Here is a 15607-nt window from a genome sequence, read left to right on the forward strand (position 1 = left end):
GGCTCTGCTGCGTCTGTGACTGCGGCGGGGCCTGGGGGCCGCCGAAGAAGCGCTCCATCATGTCGTTGCCGAAGAAGTCCCGGAGGTCGCGCATCCGGCTGGCCTTCACGATCTTCTTCGTGTTGATGTTGACGACACCGCTGGTCTGCATCCGCGCGATGTCGCGGAACGTGTCCAGCGTGACCGGCCCCTGGGGCCGGGGGGCCGTCGCCTGCGCGGCAGCGTCCGTCCCGCGCGCGAGCGCCGCCGCGGGCTGCCGGATCTGGGTCGTGACCACCGCCCCCAGCAGCATGGCCGCCATCGCCACCGTGAAGAACGATGCAAAGGTGCGGGTCCGCGTATTCATCGAACTGCTACCTCCAGGGCTAGCTCGCCATCGCGAGGCAGGCCGAACGTGCTCTTTAAAGGATGCAAGGAGCGTACCGATGGCGCTCCCGCAGGGGGGCTCTCGAGGCCGTCGACCGGCGTGGGATTCCTCGGAAAACACCATCCCTGCCAGATACTTACGCGCCTGCCCGGTAAAAAGTTGTCGCCGCAGCGTCCTCTGCCGATGCTCGTGTGTACGGGCACCGGGACAGCTTGCCCCACGGCGGACACCCCAGCCCGCCGTGGGGCGTAAACGGTTTCGAAATCACGCGATCAATAGTCGTCCATTCCGCCGGGAGGCATCGGCGGTTCCTTCTTCTTCTCCGGGATCTCGGCGACCACCGCCTCCGTCGTCAGCATGAGCGCCGCGATCGAGGCGGCATTCTGCAGCGCGAAGCGGACCACCTTGGTCGGGTCGATCACGCCGGCCTCCGTGAGGTTCTCGTACTTCTCCGACGCGGCGTTGAAGCCGGTCTCCGACGGCAGCTCCCGGACCTTGCCGACCACGATGTTGCCTTCCTGGCCCGCGTTGTTCGCGATCCAGCGGAGCGGCTCCTCGAGCGCGCGGCGGATGATCTGGACCCCGCTGCGAAGGTCCGAGCTGATCTCCTTCGAGTTGAGCAGCTTGTCGAGCGCCGGTGCGGAGCGCAGCAGGGCCACGCCCCCGCCGGGGACGATCCCCTCCTCGACCGCGGCCTTGGTCGCGTGCATCGCGTCCTCGACCCGGGCCTTCTTCTCCTTCATCTCGGTCTCGGTGGCGGCGCCCACCTTGATGACGGCCACTCCTCCCACCAGCTTGGCCAGCCGCTCCTGCAGCTTCTCGCGGTCGTAGTCGGAGGTCGTCTCGTCGATCTGGGTGCGGATCTGCTTGACGCGGCCCTCGATGTCGCGGGTCTGGCCGCCGCCCTCGATGATGGTCGTGTTCTCCTTGTCGATGGTGATCTTCTTGGCGCGGCCGAGGTCTTCGAGCCGCAGGTTCTCGAGCTTGATGCCGAGGTCCTCCGTGATGGCGCGGCCGCCGGTGAGGACCGCGATGTCCTCGAGCATCGCCTTGCGGCGGTCGCCGTAACCGGGGGCCTTCACGGCCGCGCACTTGAGCGTCCCGCGCAGCTTGTTGACCACCAGCGTCGCCAGGGCCTCGCCCTCGACCTCCTCCGCGATGATGATGAGCGGGGCGCCCTGCTGCGCGATCTTCTCCAGGATGGGGAGCAGGTCCTTCATGCTCGAGATCTTCTTCTCGTAGGTCAGGATGTACGGGTCCTCGAGCACGGCCTCCATGCGCTCGGGGTCCGTCACGAAGTAGGGGGACAGGTAGCCGCGATCGAAGCGCATCCCTTCGACCACCTCGAGGGTGGTCTCCATGGTCTTCGCCTCCTCGACCGTGATGACGCCGTCCTTGCCGACCTTCTCCATGGCCTGGGCGATGATCTGGCCGATGGTGTCGTCGTTGTTCGCCGAGATGGTGCCCACCTGGGCGATCGCCTTGCCCTTGACCGGCTTGCTGAGCTTCTTCAGCTCGTCCACCACCACGCCGACCGCCTTCTCGATGCCGAGCTTCAGCTCCATCGGGTTGGCGCCGGAGGTGACCTGGCGGATGCCCTCGCGGAAGATGCACTGGGCGAGGACCGTGGCCGTGGTCGTGCCGTCGCCGGCGACGTCGCTGGTCTTCGAGGCGACCTCGCGCACCATGCGGGCGCCGAGGTTCTCCATCGGGTCCTTGAGGTCGATCTCCTTGGCGACCGTGACCCCGTCCTTGGTGATGGTCGGCGAGCCGAACTTCTTGTCGAGGATCACGTTGCGTCCCTTGGGGCCGAGGGTGACCTTCACCGCGTCGGCCAGTGCGTTGACGCCCTTGAGGATCGCCGCGCGGGCGTCCTCGCGATAGACGATGTCTTTGGCCATAGGATTCGCTTCGTTGCCTCCGACGGATTCGCTGTGGGGCGAATCCCAAAAAAGTTAACTTTGGGAATTCTCGGCTCCGGTCGTTGGCCTGGCCGAGAATTCCTTAGCCGAGAATTCCTAGTACTTCGTCCTCTTTGAGGATCAGGTACTCGGTGCCCTCGATCTTCACCTCGGTGCCGGCCCACTTGCCGACCAGCACCCTGTCGCCCGCCTTCAGGCTGAGCGGCACGCGCGTCCCGTCCTCGAGCACGCGGCCGGAGCCGACCGCGACCACCTCCGCTTCCTGTGGCTTCTCCTTGGCGGTGTCGGGGATGATGATCCCGCCGCGGACCTGCTCCGCCTCCTCGACGCGGCGCACGAGGATGCGGTCGCGCAGCGGACGCACGTTCGCGGTGCCGGAAGCCGGCGGCGTCGACGGAGCGCGGGCCGGCGCCGTCGCGCGCGCAGCCTCGACGGCCTTCTCCCGTGGTGTCGCCGGCGGCTCCGAGCGGCCGGAGCGGGCGGCGCCGCCACCCGCTCGCGGCCTTGCTTTGTCCTTCGCGCCTTCCTTGCGCTTCACTTGCTGGCGTTGATGGCGATCTGCTTGGGCTTCGCCTCTTCCCTCGTGGGGAGGGTTACCTGCAGCACGCCGTCCTTGAAGTCCGCCTTGATCCGCTCGGTGTCGACCGCGTTCGGGAGCGTGAACGAACGGGTGAACGTTCCGTACGAGCGCTCCACGCGGTGGAAGTTCTCGCGCTTGACCTCGTTCTCGAACTTGCGCTCGCCGCGCACGGTCAGCACGTTGTTCTCGACCCGGATGTCGACGTCCTTCGGATCCAGGCCCGCCAGCTCCGCCTTCAGCACGATGTTGCCGTCGCGCTCGTAGATGTCGACCGCGGGCGCCCAGGAGCCGCCCAGGGCCCAGTCGTCTTCCGTACCGGTGCGCGAGCGGTACGACTCGTCGAACAGCCTGTTCATCCGCTCCTGCAGCGAGAACAGGTCACGGAACGGTTCCCAACGAACCATTGCCATTGCTCTACCCTCCTCTTGATCTTTTGTTTCAGTGCTTTACGGTGTACTCCGCGTCCACCACGTCGTCCGGCGATCCACCGCCCGGGGCCGCCTGCGGCCCACCGGGCGCGGGGCCTCCCGGCCCGGCCTCGCCGCCGGGGGTCCCCGTCTTCTTGTAGAGCGTCTCGGCCAGCTTGTGGCTGAGCTGGGTCAGCCGCTCCAGCGCCTGCTTGATGGCGCCGGCATCGTCGCCCTCGGCCGCCTTGCGGGCCGCGGCTACGGCCTCCTCGATCGACTTCGCATCACTCTCGGGCAGCTTATCGCGGTTCTCCTTGAGCAGCTTCTCGACGCTATAGGCGAGGCTGTCGGCCTGGTTGCGGAGGTCCACGACCTCGCGCCGCTTCTTGTCGTCCTCGGCGTGCGACTGCGCCTCCCGCACCATCCGCTCGACCTCCTCCTTGCCCAACCCCGACGAGGACGTGATCGTGATGTTCTGCGTCTTGCCGGTCGCCGTGTCCTTGGCCGAGACGTTCAGGATGCCGTTGGCGTCGATGTCGAAGGCGACTTCGATCTGCGGGACACCGCGCGGAGCCGGCGGCAGGCCGATCAGGTGGAACCGGCCGAGCGTCCGGTTGTCCCGGGCGAGCTCGCGCTCGCCCTGCACGACGTGCACTTCGACGCTCGTCTGATTGTCACCCGCCGTCGAGAAGATCTCGCTCTTGCGAGTGGGGATGGTCGTGTTCCGCTCGATCAACCGTGTCATGACGCCGCCCAGAGTCTCGATGCCGAGCGACAGCGGCGTGACATCGAGGAGGAGGAGGTCCTTGACCTCGCCGCCCAGAACTCCGGCCTGCACCGCGGCGCCGATCGCCACCACCTCGTCGGGATTGACGCCGCGGTGCGGCTCCTTCCCAAAGTATTGCCGCACGAGCTCCTGGATTTTCGGGATGCGGGTGGAGCCGCCGACGAGGACGACCTCGTCGATGTCGGACGGCTTCAGCCCGGCGTCCTTCAGGGCCTGCGCCACGGGCGGCAGGGACCGCTCGAACAGATCGCCGGCGAGGCGCTCGAACTGGGCCCGTGACAGCTTCATCTGCAGGTGCTTCGGGCCGCTCGCGTCCGCCGTGATGAACGGCAGGTTGATCTCCGTCTCGGTCACCGTCGACAACTCGCATTTCGCCTTTTCGGCTGTCTCCTTCAGGCGCTGCAGTGCCATCCGGTCCTTCGAGAGATCGATCCCCTGGTCCTTCTTGAACTCGGCGTTGATCCAGTCGACGATGCGCTGATCGATGTTGTCACCTCCGAGGTGCGTGTCGCCGTTCGTCGACTTGACTTCGACGATCCCTTCCCCGACCTCCAGGATCGAGATATCGAACGTGCCACCGCCAAAGTCGTAGACCGCGATGACCTCGTCCTTCTTCTTGTCCAGGCCGTACGCCAGCGCCGCCGCCGTCGGCTCGTTGACGATGCGCTCGACCTCGAACCCGGCGATGCGACCGGCGTCCTTGGTAGCCTGCCGCTGGGCGTCGTTGAAGTAGGCCGGCACGGTGATCACGGCGCGGGTCACTTTCTCGCCCAGGTAGTCCTCGGCCGATTGCTTCATTTTCTGGAGGATGTACGAGGAGATCTGCTCCGGGCTGTGGTCCTTGCCCCGGATGCGCACGCGGACCGCGTTCGCGGGTCCGGCCACGACGCGGTACGGGACCATCTTCATCTCTTCCGTGACTTCCTCCATCCTCCGTCCCATGAAGCGCTTGATGGAGAAGATCGTGTTCTCAGGGTTGGTGATCGCCTGCCTTTTGGCGACCTGACCGACGAGAAGCTCGCTCTTTTCGGTGAATGCCACCACCGAAGGGGTGGTCCGTGATCCTTCGGCGTTGGGAATGACGACCGGTTTGCCGCCTTCCATGATGGCGACCACAGAGTTGGTCGTCCCGAGATCGATGCCGATTATTTTGCTCATACTCAACCTCCCTGTCGTGCTGATTTGATGTTAGTCATGCCGGAGTATAAATGTTGAGTCTATCATTGTCAAGTTTGTGTAATAAGAAACTGCATGTGCAAATACTTTATATATCAATAGCTTGAACAACTATTCCTTGGGAGCCTCCGGAGAAGTGAGGATCTCGATCGTGGCTCCGTCGGCCCCTGCAGCGGGACATGCGATCCGATAACCCCCCGGGAGCACCTGGTACTCGAAGGACCTCCCCAGGGGATCCACGATGGCGGAGGGGCGGAGGAGGTGAGCGGTCACCAGGTACTTCAGGTTTTCCGGGTAGCCGCGGTTGAGCAGATAGTAGACCTGGATGGCGAAGTCGATTCGCTGCATCCGGCTCCGGGCGATCGCATCGCTTATTGATTGCACCTCCTGCATGCCAATCAAGGGTGCGAGATACGGAGCCGCGGCCCGGCTCGAAAGCAGGCCGGTCGCGATCGTCTGGACCCGCCGGGCCAGAAGGCCGGCCGCCCCCAGGATGAGGACGAGATACCCGATGGCCAGGAGCGCCCGCGGCAGAACCCGCGGCGCGCGCCCCTCGGGCGCGATCGTGGGCGCAGCGGCGGCCTTCGGTCGGGCTGCCTTCACCTCCTCCAGGAGGTCCCGGCTGACCAGATCGTAGAGATTCCGGCAGGTGTCGAACTCGCTCAGCGCGCAGCGATCGATGATCTCCTGCACCGTGCGCCGGCCGTCCACCAGGCCGTACACCTTGCCCTCCTGATCGTTCAGCGTCACGCCCCGGGCCGCCTCATCCTCCTTCCCGGATGTCCCTCCCTTCGCTCCCGCCGCGATTTCGACGTTGGCCCGCTGGAAGACCGCGGAAAAGGACCCGATGCCCTTTTCGATCATCGGCCATTCGTCGAGGATGCGGGCCCCCTCCATCAGGATGCTCTCGGCCGACATCGGGGTGACGTATTCCTTGTCGTAGTCGACCCGCTCTTCCTGGGAGAAGTCGTATTCCCCGTCCCGCCAGCGGAACAGCCGGTAGACCATCTGGCTGATTTGAATATGCAGGGCGTCACGGAGACCCTCCGGATCGATGTAGTTCTGCTCCACCAGGATACTGCCCATGCGTTTGAGCGTGCTCTTCTGGACCTTCAGCGCCGACTGGAGCTGCGCCTCCGTGATGCGCCCCGACTTGACCAGCACCGTGCCGAGGCGGTCCTCCAGCCTGCGGTGCAGCGCGTCGGCCGATACGACGCTGCCGTCCACGAACGACACCGTCACGACCTCCTTGTCGTTCTTGAGTGTCAGGACGCCGGTCTTCTTCTGGATGCCGATGAGCTGGAAGATGTCGGCCAGGCTGAAGTCCTTGAGTGTGCCCTTAAGCGCCATGGCGGATCACTCCGGCACCGATTCGTGGGACGACAGGTTGCCCAGAAGCCACGCGAGAGCCGCCGCCATGCCCGGCACCGCCAGCGACAGGATTCCCGGGGCGCCGATCTCACCGGAAGGAACCAGGAGCTGGCCATGCAGCAGCAGGCTCAGCCAGGCCGCGCACCAGACGATCAGGAGGAGGGCGCCGAACAGGGTGCGTCCCCCCACCACGTGGCCGCCTCCGGGCACGGCGAGACTGAGCAGGCGCTCTCCGATCCAGACCCGCCGGCGGTGGCGCACGACCTGATCCATCTTCTGGGTCTTGATGTTCGGCGCCAGACCGTCGCGGAGGATGAAGAGGTGCATGCACTGGGAGCAGTGATCGGGGTGCTTGGTGGGGACCTGGCAGCGCCGGCAGAAGGCGCGGCCGCAGCGCCGGCAGCGCCGGGTCGTGGCCGCGCGCGGAGCGATGAGAAGCCCGGGCAGGAGCAGCGTCAGGGCCAGGCCGGTCCCGCCGGCGAGCGTTCCAGGCGCCCGCAGCGCCCGCGCCCATGCGGCGCGCAGGCCCTCGTCCAGGCGAAGCACGAACACCCTCTTCCAGATCTCGGAGGATGCGTAACGGACGTCCATGGGCGTCCTGCGGGCGCGGCCCTCGTTGCCCTGGGCCAGGAGTGTGGTGACCAGCGCCTCGTCGACCCGGCGGGCCGCCTTCAGCTCCTGTTCCGCCGACTCCAGGTGGAACGCCTCGAGATGCGCCAGGTGGCTGTTGTAGTGCGCGATGGCGAGCGAGGGATCGGCCTCGCCCGCCTTCCGATAGAAACCCTGCGCAATGGCGAACTCCTGCCGCAGGGTGTGAAGGTTCGCCAGGTTCACCATGGCACGGGCGTGCCGCGGGTCGATCTCGAGCGCGCGGCGGTACATGGCCATCGCCTCGTCAAAGCGCCCGGCCATGCGGTGCATCGATCCGAGGAGGAACGGGAACATCGCGTCATCCGGGTGGGACGACGCGAGCTTTCGCAGGGCCTGCTCGTCCTGCAGGTCGTAGCCGCCCCGGGTCGAATGGAGGAGGGCCCGGGCTCCCGGATCGACGGAGGTCCCGGCCGCCCATTCCATCAGGCAGCCCGCCGGACCCGCAGCGAGGAGGAGGATCAGGGCGACGCGGGTGACCATCCTCTCGGTCCTGCGCAGGTACGGGAACATCAGGGCCGACCAGGCCGCCAGCAGCCAGACGACCGGCCCGAACACCAGAACGGGCAGGGCCAGGATTCCCCAGCCGACCAGGTGGGCCGATTCCTCCGTCAGGATTCCCGGGAACCGCTCCCGCAGGTCGTGAAAGAACGACGGCGCGGCCTTCAGACAGATCAGGAGGAGCGCCGCCGACGTTCCGAAGCAGAGGGCGAGGTACAGGATGAGGAACCCGTTCCCGCCCCGCTGATACATCGAGCCGACGTCCCCGATGGCGACCGCGAGAGCCGAACCGGTCTGGCGCACGGCGCCGCGCAGGTCGCGATCGCCCCGGAGGAGGGCCAGCGCCAGTCCCGAATGCGCCGCCGTCAGGGACGGATCGAAGCTCCCGGCGAGACGGAAGCCCTCCTCGGCTTTGCGATATTGACCCTCGTCGAGATCCTTCCGCGCGTCCGCGAGGAACGCGCCGGCGATCTCGGGAGCGGCGCGCAGGCCTTCGCGCTGCATGAACTCGAGGGCCGCTTCGATCTGGCGCGCCGCCTCCGCCGTCTCTCCATGCCGCACCAGCGCCCGCTGCTTGAACCACAGGTCGGCGATCACCTCGCGCGCGTTGACGCCGTCCTGGGGAGACCCGCCGGCGCCGAGCGGCACGGCGGCCGGCCCGCTCTCGACGGGCGGCGCCACGGTTCCCGGATCCTGGATCAGGGGCCGGTTCGGATCGATGACGATGACTTCAGGTTCCTGGGCTCGAGGCGCGACGACCAGCCCGGCCGCCAGCAGCCCCGACGCCAGGGCCAGCCAACGGCCTGCTCGCCGCGTCATGCAGCGTGGACGCCCGGCCATGCGGGAGGCGCCTTCGGTCGGCTCACGAGCTCTTCGACGTCTTCTTTTTCTGGAGGTTCACCACCGCCATCTTCAGGTCGTAGAGCAGAGAATCGAGCAGACGCGTTTCGTCGGCCGTGAGGTTGCCTCGCGTCTTGAGCTGCAGGGCCGACAGGAGCTCGATGACCTGTCGCGCGCCGTCGAGGTCCACTTCCACCTGGCCGGTGAACGGACTGGGCATCTCGCCGAGATTGGCGGCGGCGGTGGCGGCAAGATTTCGGACCAGGTTCACGAACTGCGCCGAGGCCGCCTGGTCCTCCCGGGACGGCGGCGCCCCGGAAGCCCGGGGAATCTCGCCGGTGGCGACGCGGCCGCCGGGAGCGACCTCCTTCATGGGCTCGTCGACGGGGGCGTCCGGGGTGCGCCTTTGACCGTCGGACGTGAAGGTACGGCGGTCGATGACCCGGACCTCCTCCCGCTTCTTCTCGTCCTTCCTTTCCATCGTCGTGGAACCGTCTCCTCTCGCCGGCGCGGCGCGCGATGGTAGCACCCCGGTGCGGCGGAACACAAGCCGTTGCCCCGCGGAATGGGCTGGGCTAAGATGCGCCGCGATTCGGGAGCGGCGGCGTGTCGGAGATGGATCGGCTCAAGCAGATCATGGATCGCCTGCGCGGTCCGGGCGGCTGTCCGTGGGACAGGGAGCAGACGCTCGAGAGCCTCGCCACGTTCCTTCTCGAGGAGACTCATGAGGTGCTGGACGCCATGAGTTCCGGGACGCCAGCCGCGCACCGCGAGGAGCTCGGCGACCTTCTCTTCCAGATCGTGTTTCAGGCGCGCGTGGCGGAGGAGCAGGGCGCCTTCGACCTCGACGACGTCATGCGGGACATCGGCGACAAGATCATCAGACGCCATCCGCACGTCTTCGGTGAAGGAAGCCTCGACACGTCCGAACAGGTGCTGAAACAATGGGAGCAGATCAAGGTGGAGGAGCGCCGCTCCAGGGGGGACTCCTCGATGTTCTCCGGCGTCCCCAGGCAGCTGCCGGCGCTCCTCAAGGCGCTGCGCATCTCGTCCAAGGCCGCGCGCGTCGGCTTCGACTGGCCCGATCGGGACAGCCTCCTCGAGAAGCTCGAGGAGGAGAGGGGCGAACTGCTCCGCGCCATGCGCCACGGGGCGAAGGCGGCCGTGCAGGAGGAGATCGGCGATCTCCTGTTCACCCTCGTCAACCTGGCCCGCCAGGCCGGCATCGATCCGGAAAGGGCCCTGCAGGAGTGCAATCGCAAGTTCCTGCGCCGCTTCCGCCACATCGAGGACGGGCTGAAGAAGAAGGGGCTCGCCCCCGCGCCGGAGCACCGCCAGCTGATGGAGGAGCTGTGGAACGAGTCCAAGCAGGGAGTCAGAAGAACTTCGCCTGGCCGAAGGTCCCCATCCGCCGGAACTTCTGGTAGCGCGTCTCGACGAGCTCGGAAGACGGCACGATCCTGAGATCTTCGAGCGCGGCCATCAGGTGCTCGTCGAGGATCTGCGCCTGCCGCGCAGGGTCCGCCTGGGCCCCGCCGGCCGGCTCGGGGACGATGGCGTCGATGATCTCCAGCTCCTTGAGGTCCGGTGCGGTGATCCTCATGGCACGCGCCGCCTCGCGTGACTTCCCCTGGTCGGACCACAGAATCGCCGCACATCCCTCGGGGCTGATCACCGAGTAGACCGCGTGCTCCAGCATCAGGATGCGGTCGCCGATGGCGATCGCCAGGGCCCCGCCGCTTCCCCCTTCCCCCGTCACCGTGACGATCGTCGGCACGCTCAGGCGCGCCATGGTGCGCAGGCTCACCGCGATCGCCTCGGCCTGACCCCGCTCCTCGGCGCCTTTGCCCGGATAGGCGCCCGGCGTGTCGACGAACGTGAACAGCGGCCGTCGGAATTTTTCCGCCAGCTCCATGACGCGCACCGCCTTGCGGTAGCCCTCGGGCCGCGGCATCCCGAAGTTGCGGCGCACCTTCTCACGGGTATCGCGCCCCTTCTGGTGACCGATGAGCGCCACCGGCGCTCCCTTGTAGATGGCGAAGCCCGCGACGATGGCCGGATCGTCGGCGTACTTCCGATCGCCGTGGATCTCGACGAAGTCGGTGAACAGGAGCCCGATGTAATCCAGAGTGTAGGGGCGCTTGGGGTGGCGGGCCACGAGGGCGCGCTGCCAGGGCGTCAATCGCGCGTAGACTTCCTGGCGCAGGACCTGGAGGCGGCGTTCCAGCCGCTCGATTTCGTCGGCGCGATCCTCGCCGCCCGGCACGCCGGAGAGCTCCTCGATCTTCTTCTCCAGCTCGCGCAGCGGCCGTTCGAAATCGTCTTCCTCGGCGGCCATGTCGGTAGTCAAGCACACGCGCTCGAACGGTGTCAAGCAACCGGACGGACGATCCGGTTCCGCCGGCGGTCGTCGCCGCGTCAGGCGCGCGGGTGGAAGTCCCTGTAGATCTTCCGCAGCCGCTCGCGGTTGATGTGCGTGTAGATCTGCGTCGTGGAAATGTCGGCGTGGCCCAGCATCATCTGGACGGAGCGCAGATCCGCGCCGCGCTCCAGCAGGTGGGTTGCGAACGAGTGGCGGAGCACGTGCGGGCTGAGCTTGCCGCGCAGCCCGACCGTCCTCCCGTAGCGCTTGAGGATCTTCCAGAAGCCCTGGCGGCTCAGGCCGCGGCCGCGGCTGTTGAGGAAGAGCGCCGGGTGGCCCCCGCCGCTCTCCACGATGCGCGGGCGCCCTCCTTCCAGATAGGCGCGCAGCTTCTGCGAGGCCTGCCGCCCCATCGGCACCAGACGCTCCTTGCTCCCCTTGCCGACGCAGCGCAGGTAGCCAGCCTCCAGGTTGAGGTCGCGAAGGCGCAGGGACACCAGCTCGGAGACGCGCAGCCCGGTCGCGTACAGGAGCTCGACCATCGCCGCGTCGCGCAGGCCCAGGGGCGTCCCCGTGTCCGGCGACCCGAGCAGCCGATCCACCTCTTCGAGCGTCAGATAGCGCGGCAGGGACTTGAGCGTACGGGGCGAGCGGACCAGCGCCGTGGGATCGTCGCTCACCACCTTCTCGGCCACGAGGAAGCGGTAGAACATCCGCACCGTGTTCAGGGCGCGGGCGATCGAACGGGCGGACAGCCCGTCCTTCGACAGGCGGCGCGCGAACTCGTCGACCTCCCCCTGCCGGATCTGCCGCGCGCTGCGCGCCTTGAGATTCATGAAGCGGCCGAACTTCGCGAGATCGTGCCCATACGCCAGGACGGAGTTCTTCGCCAGGCCGCGCTCGACGGTCAGGTAGTGCAGGAAGTCCTCGATGAGCGGACCGTTGTTCTTCATGGCCGGTTCTCGAGGATCAGGGTCACGGGACCGTCGTTCACCAGCTCGACCTCCATGTGCTCCCTGAAGCGGCCGGTGGCGATCGTGAGCGGACACCGCCGGAGCCGCTCCACGAACGCGTCGTAGAGCGGCTCGGCCTCCTCGGGAGGCGCGGCCCGCTCGAATCCGGGGCGGCGGCCCCGGCTCAGATCCCCGGCGAGCGTGAATTGCGACACGACGAGAATCCCGGCGCTCGTTTCCAGGGCCGAACGGTTCATCTTCCCCGCGCTGTCTTCGAAGATGCGCATATGTATCACCTTGTCGGAAAACCAGTCAAGGTCCGAGGCGCGGTCGCCCCGTTCGAACCCGATCAGCACGAGCAGGCCCCGTTCGATGCGGCCGACGACCTCGCCCTTCACACGCACCTCGGCGCGGGACACCCGCTGGATCACGCCCTTCATCGCGGAGGCCTCACGACCGACGCCAGCAGGCGCACCTCCTGGCTCCCCAGCAGAACGAGCACGAGGACATAGACGGCTCCGCCGCCGGCGATGAGCGCGCCGAGCGCCAGGGCCTGCGCGCCAATCCCCTGCAGGGAGACGACATTCACCCAGAGAAGGGCGAGGAGCAGCGACGCGGTCATCGCCGCTCCTCCGGCGAGCGTGTGCCACGCGGTGCGCACCACGTCCCGGTCCAGGAAATTCCCTGCGCGCCGGCGCAGCATGAAGGCGAGGAGCGCCGCGTCCGCGAGAGCCGAGATCGAGGTGGACAGCGCGATGCCTCCGTGCCGCATCGGCCCGCGCAAGGCGAAGTTCAGCGCCAGGTGGAGAAAAAACGTCAACGCGCCGATCTTCACGGGAGTGCGCGTGTCGCGGTGCGCGTAGAACGCGGTCGCCAGGACGCTCACGCCGGCGTAGGGCAGGAGCCCGATGGCGTAAAAGGCCAGGGCTCCCGAGGTCAGGACCGTGTCCTCGTGGGTGAAGCGGCCGCGCTCGAACAGCACCTGGATGATCGGCACCCGCAGAACGATGAGCCCCAGGGTGGCCGGGATGCTGATGAACATCAGGAGCCGCATCGCCGTGGACAGGATGGATCGCACGCTCTCCCGGTCCTGTTCCGCCGTGGCTCGGGAGAGGGTGGGCAGGATCACGGTCGACAGGCTGATGACGAAGATCCCCAGCGCCAGCTCGGTCACCCGGTTGGCGTAATACAGGAACGAGACGCTGCCGCTCTGGAGCGACGTGGCGAACTGGGAATCGATGACCAGGTTCACCTGGATGATCCCGACCCCGAACACGCGCGGCAGGATCAGCCGGCCGATCTCCCGGAGCCCGTCGAGATCCAGGTCGTCCGGCGGGCGCAGGCTCATCCCCTGTCGCAAGAGCGCCGGGATCTGCACCGCCAGCTGCAGGAAGCCCCCCAAGATGACCCCGATCGCAAAGCCGTATGCCGGATCGGCGAACCGGTCCCGCAGCAGCCACGCCATGACGATGATCGACAGGTTCAGGAGCACCGGCGTGAACGCGGGCAGCGCGAACACATCGAAGGCGTTCAGGACCCCTCCCACCAGCGCCGCCAGCGAGATGAAGAAGATGTACGGAAACATCAGGCGGTTGAGGGAGACCGTGAGCGCCATCTTCTCCGGCGACACGGTGAATCCCCAGGCGAGGAGGCGAACCAGCCAGGGCGACAGCGCGATCCCCAGGGCGGTGATCACCGCCAGGACCGCGGCCATGGCGTACAGGACCGAGGACGAGAACCGCCACAGGGCCTTGCGATCGCCGGCCCTGAGGTAGCGCGCGAACGTCGGCACGAATGCCGAGGTCAGGGCCCCCTCGCCCACCAGACGGCGCAGCATGTTCGGGATGCGGTACGCGATGACGAATGCGTCGGACGAGTTGGCGGCGCCGAGAATGGCCGCCTGCAGGCTGTCCCGGAAGTAGCCGGCGATCCGGCTGAGCGTCGTCATGACGCTCATCGAGCCGGCCGCGCGGATCAATCCGCGCTCCTTGTCCATGCTCCTCCCGGCGGCCCCGGGGGCGCCCCGGAGCGGGGGGATTCTACGTGCCGGGAGCGGGCCTTGCAACCCGGGCAACGCGTCGGGTGTGATAACCTATCTGTCGGGAGCGATCGGAAACTGGGGGACGGTCATGGCAAGCGTCAACAAGGTGATTCTCATCGGCAACCTCGGCCGGGATCCTGAGGTGCGCTACACGCAGAACGGCACCGCGGTGGCCAACTTCACGCTGGCCACGAACGAGGTCTGGAACGACAAGAGCGGTGAGCGCCAGGAACGGACCGAGTGGCACCGGATCGTGGTGTGGGGCAAGCAGGCGGAGATCGCGCGCGAGCACCTGTCCAAAGGGAAGCAGGTCTACATCGAGGGATCGATCCAGACCCGCCAATGGGACGACCGCGAGGGGAACAAGCGGACCACCACCGAGATCAAGGCCCAGCGACTGATGATGATGGGCCGGGCCGATGCCGGCGAGTCCCGGATGAACGCCGCCGCCCCGCCCCCGGACGCGGCGCCCGAGGAGCCCGGCCCGCCGCCGGACGACGACATCCCCTTCTGAGCCTCTGAACGGCCGGCGGAGCGGATTCCCCCTGTCGAGGCCACTCTCTCAATGGCGCCTTGTCTTCCTGCCGGGCGTCGGGGGGTGGTGCGCGCGCCGCCTGCCGCGAGACGTCTCCTTCACGGCTGGCCGGAGGCGGACCGCCGGGGGCCGTCGGGCCGCGGCCATCCTGCCGCTCTTCGCCATGTTCACGTAGCGGCGCATCGCGTCAGGAGAGATCGTCGATCTTCTTGCGCGCCTCGAACTGGTAGTCCGAATCGGGGAAATCGCTGACGATCTTGCGATAGGTCTTGATCGCCTCGTCCTTGCGGCCCAACGCCTCCTGGCACCGGGCGACCCCCATCAGCCCCTCTTCCTTCGGGAAGACCCCCTGGGCGTCCTCGGCCAGGGCCTGGTACTGAACGAGCGCCTCCGAGACGTTTCCCTCCTGCTCCCGCAGTCGACCCAGCTGGAAGCGCCCCATGGGGGCCAGGAAGTCTTCGGGATAGCGCGTCACGAGGTCGAGCAGCGCCTTGGTGGCGTCCTCCGGCTTCTTCAGGCCGGCCAGGGCGAGCCCCTTGTAGTAGAGCGCCTTGGGCGCGGCGCGCGAGGATCCGTGGCGCGACAGCAGCTCGTCCGTCAGCTCGAGCAGACGCTGGTCCCGCTCCTCGGTCGTCGTGTACGTCTTCGTCCCGGGCGTCGCCTGCTGGAGCGACTCCAGGGAGGCCGCCACCGGCGCGCGGTAGGTCTCGACGATCTGCCCCAGAAGGAAGGAGGCCTCCTCTTCGCTGGCGTTCATCCAGGAGCGCGCGGCGAAACCGGCGATCGCCAGCAGGACCACGCCGCCGGCCACGAGCGCCATGGTCCGGGCGTGGTCTTCCACGTAGAGGGTGGATCGTTCGAAGACCGTCATCAGCTCATCGCGTTTGATGAGGTGTCGCTCCGACTTTTTCATGCTCTCCGCCTCACCGGCTCCTTCGAGGATGGTGGGCCTGGCGTGACTTGAACACGCGGCACCCGGATTAGGAATCCGGTGCTCTATCCACCTGAGCTACAGGCCCGTCGAGGGGCATCACTCTACCGCCCGGCAGTGATCCCCGTCAAGCCGAGCGCCAGCGCCCTTCCCGCGGAATGCCGCTCGCCCGTTCGACGCTGGCGC

General features: G+C 67.3%; 15 protein-coding genes and 1 tRNA gene. 2 read left to right on the forward strand and 14 right to left on the reverse strand.

Annotated elements, in window-relative coordinates:
• The 8 genes from VGV60_01140 to VGV60_01175 all read right to left on the reverse strand — a co-directional run.
• Positions 1-346, reverse strand: a 346-nt coding sequence (locus tag VGV60_01140; protein HEV8699858.1) for a hypothetical protein, incomplete at its 3' end; no start/stop codon positions are given.
• A 293-nt stretch (positions 347-639) separates the two neighbouring features.
• Positions 640-2268 (reverse strand): chaperonin GroEL, encoded by a 1629-nt coding sequence (groL, locus tag VGV60_01145; protein HEV8699859.1) that lies wholly within the window; start codon positions 2266-2268, stop codon positions 640-642.
• A gap of 103 nt (positions 2269-2371) precedes the next feature.
• On the reverse strand, positions 2372-2653 hold the full coding sequence (gene groES, locus VGV60_01150) for a co-chaperone GroES (protein HEV8699860.1): 282 nt from the start codon (positions 2651-2653) through the stop codon (positions 2372-2374).
• Positions 2654-2823: 170 nt separating this feature from the next.
• Entirely contained in the window at positions 2824-3279 is a 456-nt protein-coding gene (locus tag VGV60_01155) for an Hsp20/alpha crystallin family protein (protein HEV8699861.1), read from the reverse strand.
• Positions 3280-3307: 28 nt separating this feature from the next.
• A complete protein-coding gene (gene dnaK / locus VGV60_01160) occupies positions 3308-5221 on the reverse strand; it encodes a molecular chaperone DnaK (protein HEV8699862.1) in 1914 nt (637 codons plus the stop codon).
• A 129-nt stretch (positions 5222-5350) separates the two neighbouring features.
• A complete protein-coding gene (locus VGV60_01165; GenBank protein ID HEV8699863.1) occupies positions 5351-6589 on the reverse strand; it encodes a DUF4388 domain-containing protein in 1239 nt (412 codons plus the stop codon).
• Between the two features lie 6 nt (positions 6590-6595).
• The gene (locus tag VGV60_01170) at positions 6596-8578 is read right to left on the reverse strand and encodes a tetratricopeptide repeat protein (protein ID HEV8699864.1); all 1983 of its coding nucleotides are present in this window, start codon (positions 8576-8578) and stop codon (positions 6596-6598) included.
• A gap of 43 nt (positions 8579-8621) precedes the next feature.
• Positions 8622-9080, reverse strand: coding sequence for a DUF1844 domain-containing protein (locus tag VGV60_01175; protein HEV8699865.1), 459 nt, complete (start codon positions 9078-9080; stop codon positions 8622-8624).
• Between the two features lie 134 nt (positions 9081-9214).
• On the opposite strand from VGV60_01175, the gene mazG reads away from it, so the two are divergent.
• Entirely contained in the window at positions 9215-10063 is an 849-nt protein-coding gene (gene mazG / locus VGV60_01180) for a nucleoside triphosphate pyrophosphohydrolase (protein HEV8699866.1), read from the forward strand.
• Here the strand turns inward: mazG and VGV60_01185 are convergent.
• The 4 genes from VGV60_01185 to murJ form a co-directional block, all read right to left on the reverse strand.
• Entirely contained in the window at positions 9975-10937 is a 963-nt protein-coding gene (locus tag VGV60_01185) for an acetyl-CoA carboxylase carboxyltransferase subunit alpha (protein ID HEV8699867.1), read from the reverse strand. The two genes, mazG and VGV60_01185, sit on opposite strands and share 89 nt — an antisense overlap.
• Positions 10938-11017: 80 nt before the next feature.
• Positions 11018-11914 (reverse strand): site-specific tyrosine recombinase XerD, encoded by an 897-nt coding sequence (gene xerD / locus VGV60_01190; protein HEV8699868.1) that lies wholly within the window; start codon positions 11912-11914, stop codon positions 11018-11020.
• Entirely contained in the window at positions 11911-12354 is a 444-nt protein-coding gene (dtd, locus tag VGV60_01195) for a D-aminoacyl-tRNA deacylase (GenBank protein HEV8699869.1), read from the reverse strand. Before dtd ends, xerD begins: the two co-directional genes overlap by 4 nt.
• Positions 12351-13910 carry a murein biosynthesis integral membrane protein MurJ gene (gene murJ / locus VGV60_01200; GenBank protein HEV8699870.1) on the reverse strand — a complete coding sequence of 520 codons (1560 nt, stop codon included), beginning with the start codon at positions 13908-13910 and terminating at the stop codon, positions 12351-12353. The genes dtd and murJ overlap by 4 nt, the downstream gene beginning before the upstream one ends.
• 133 nt (positions 13911-14043) lie before the next feature.
• Here murJ and VGV60_01205 point away from each other — a divergent pair, with 133 nt between their 5' ends.
• Complete coding sequence (locus tag VGV60_01205; protein HEV8699871.1) at positions 14044-14469, forward strand: single-stranded DNA-binding protein; 426 nt, start codon at positions 14044-14046, stop codon at positions 14467-14469.
• A gap of 208 nt (positions 14470-14677) precedes the next feature.
• Here VGV60_01205 and VGV60_01210 read toward each other — a convergent pair whose 3' ends face one another.
• A complete protein-coding gene (locus VGV60_01210; protein HEV8699872.1) occupies positions 14678-15403 on the reverse strand; it encodes a tetratricopeptide repeat protein in 726 nt (241 codons plus the stop codon).
• 29 nt (positions 15404-15432) lie between these two features.
• A tRNA-Arg gene (locus tag VGV60_01215) sits at positions 15433-15509 on the reverse strand.
• Positions 15510-15607: the final 98 nt, after the last annotated feature.

It is taken from the genome of Candidatus Polarisedimenticolia bacterium (genome assembly GCA_036001465.1).
GTDB lineage: Bacteria > Acidobacteriota > Polarisedimenticolia > Gp22-AA2 > Gp22-AA2 > Gp22-AA3.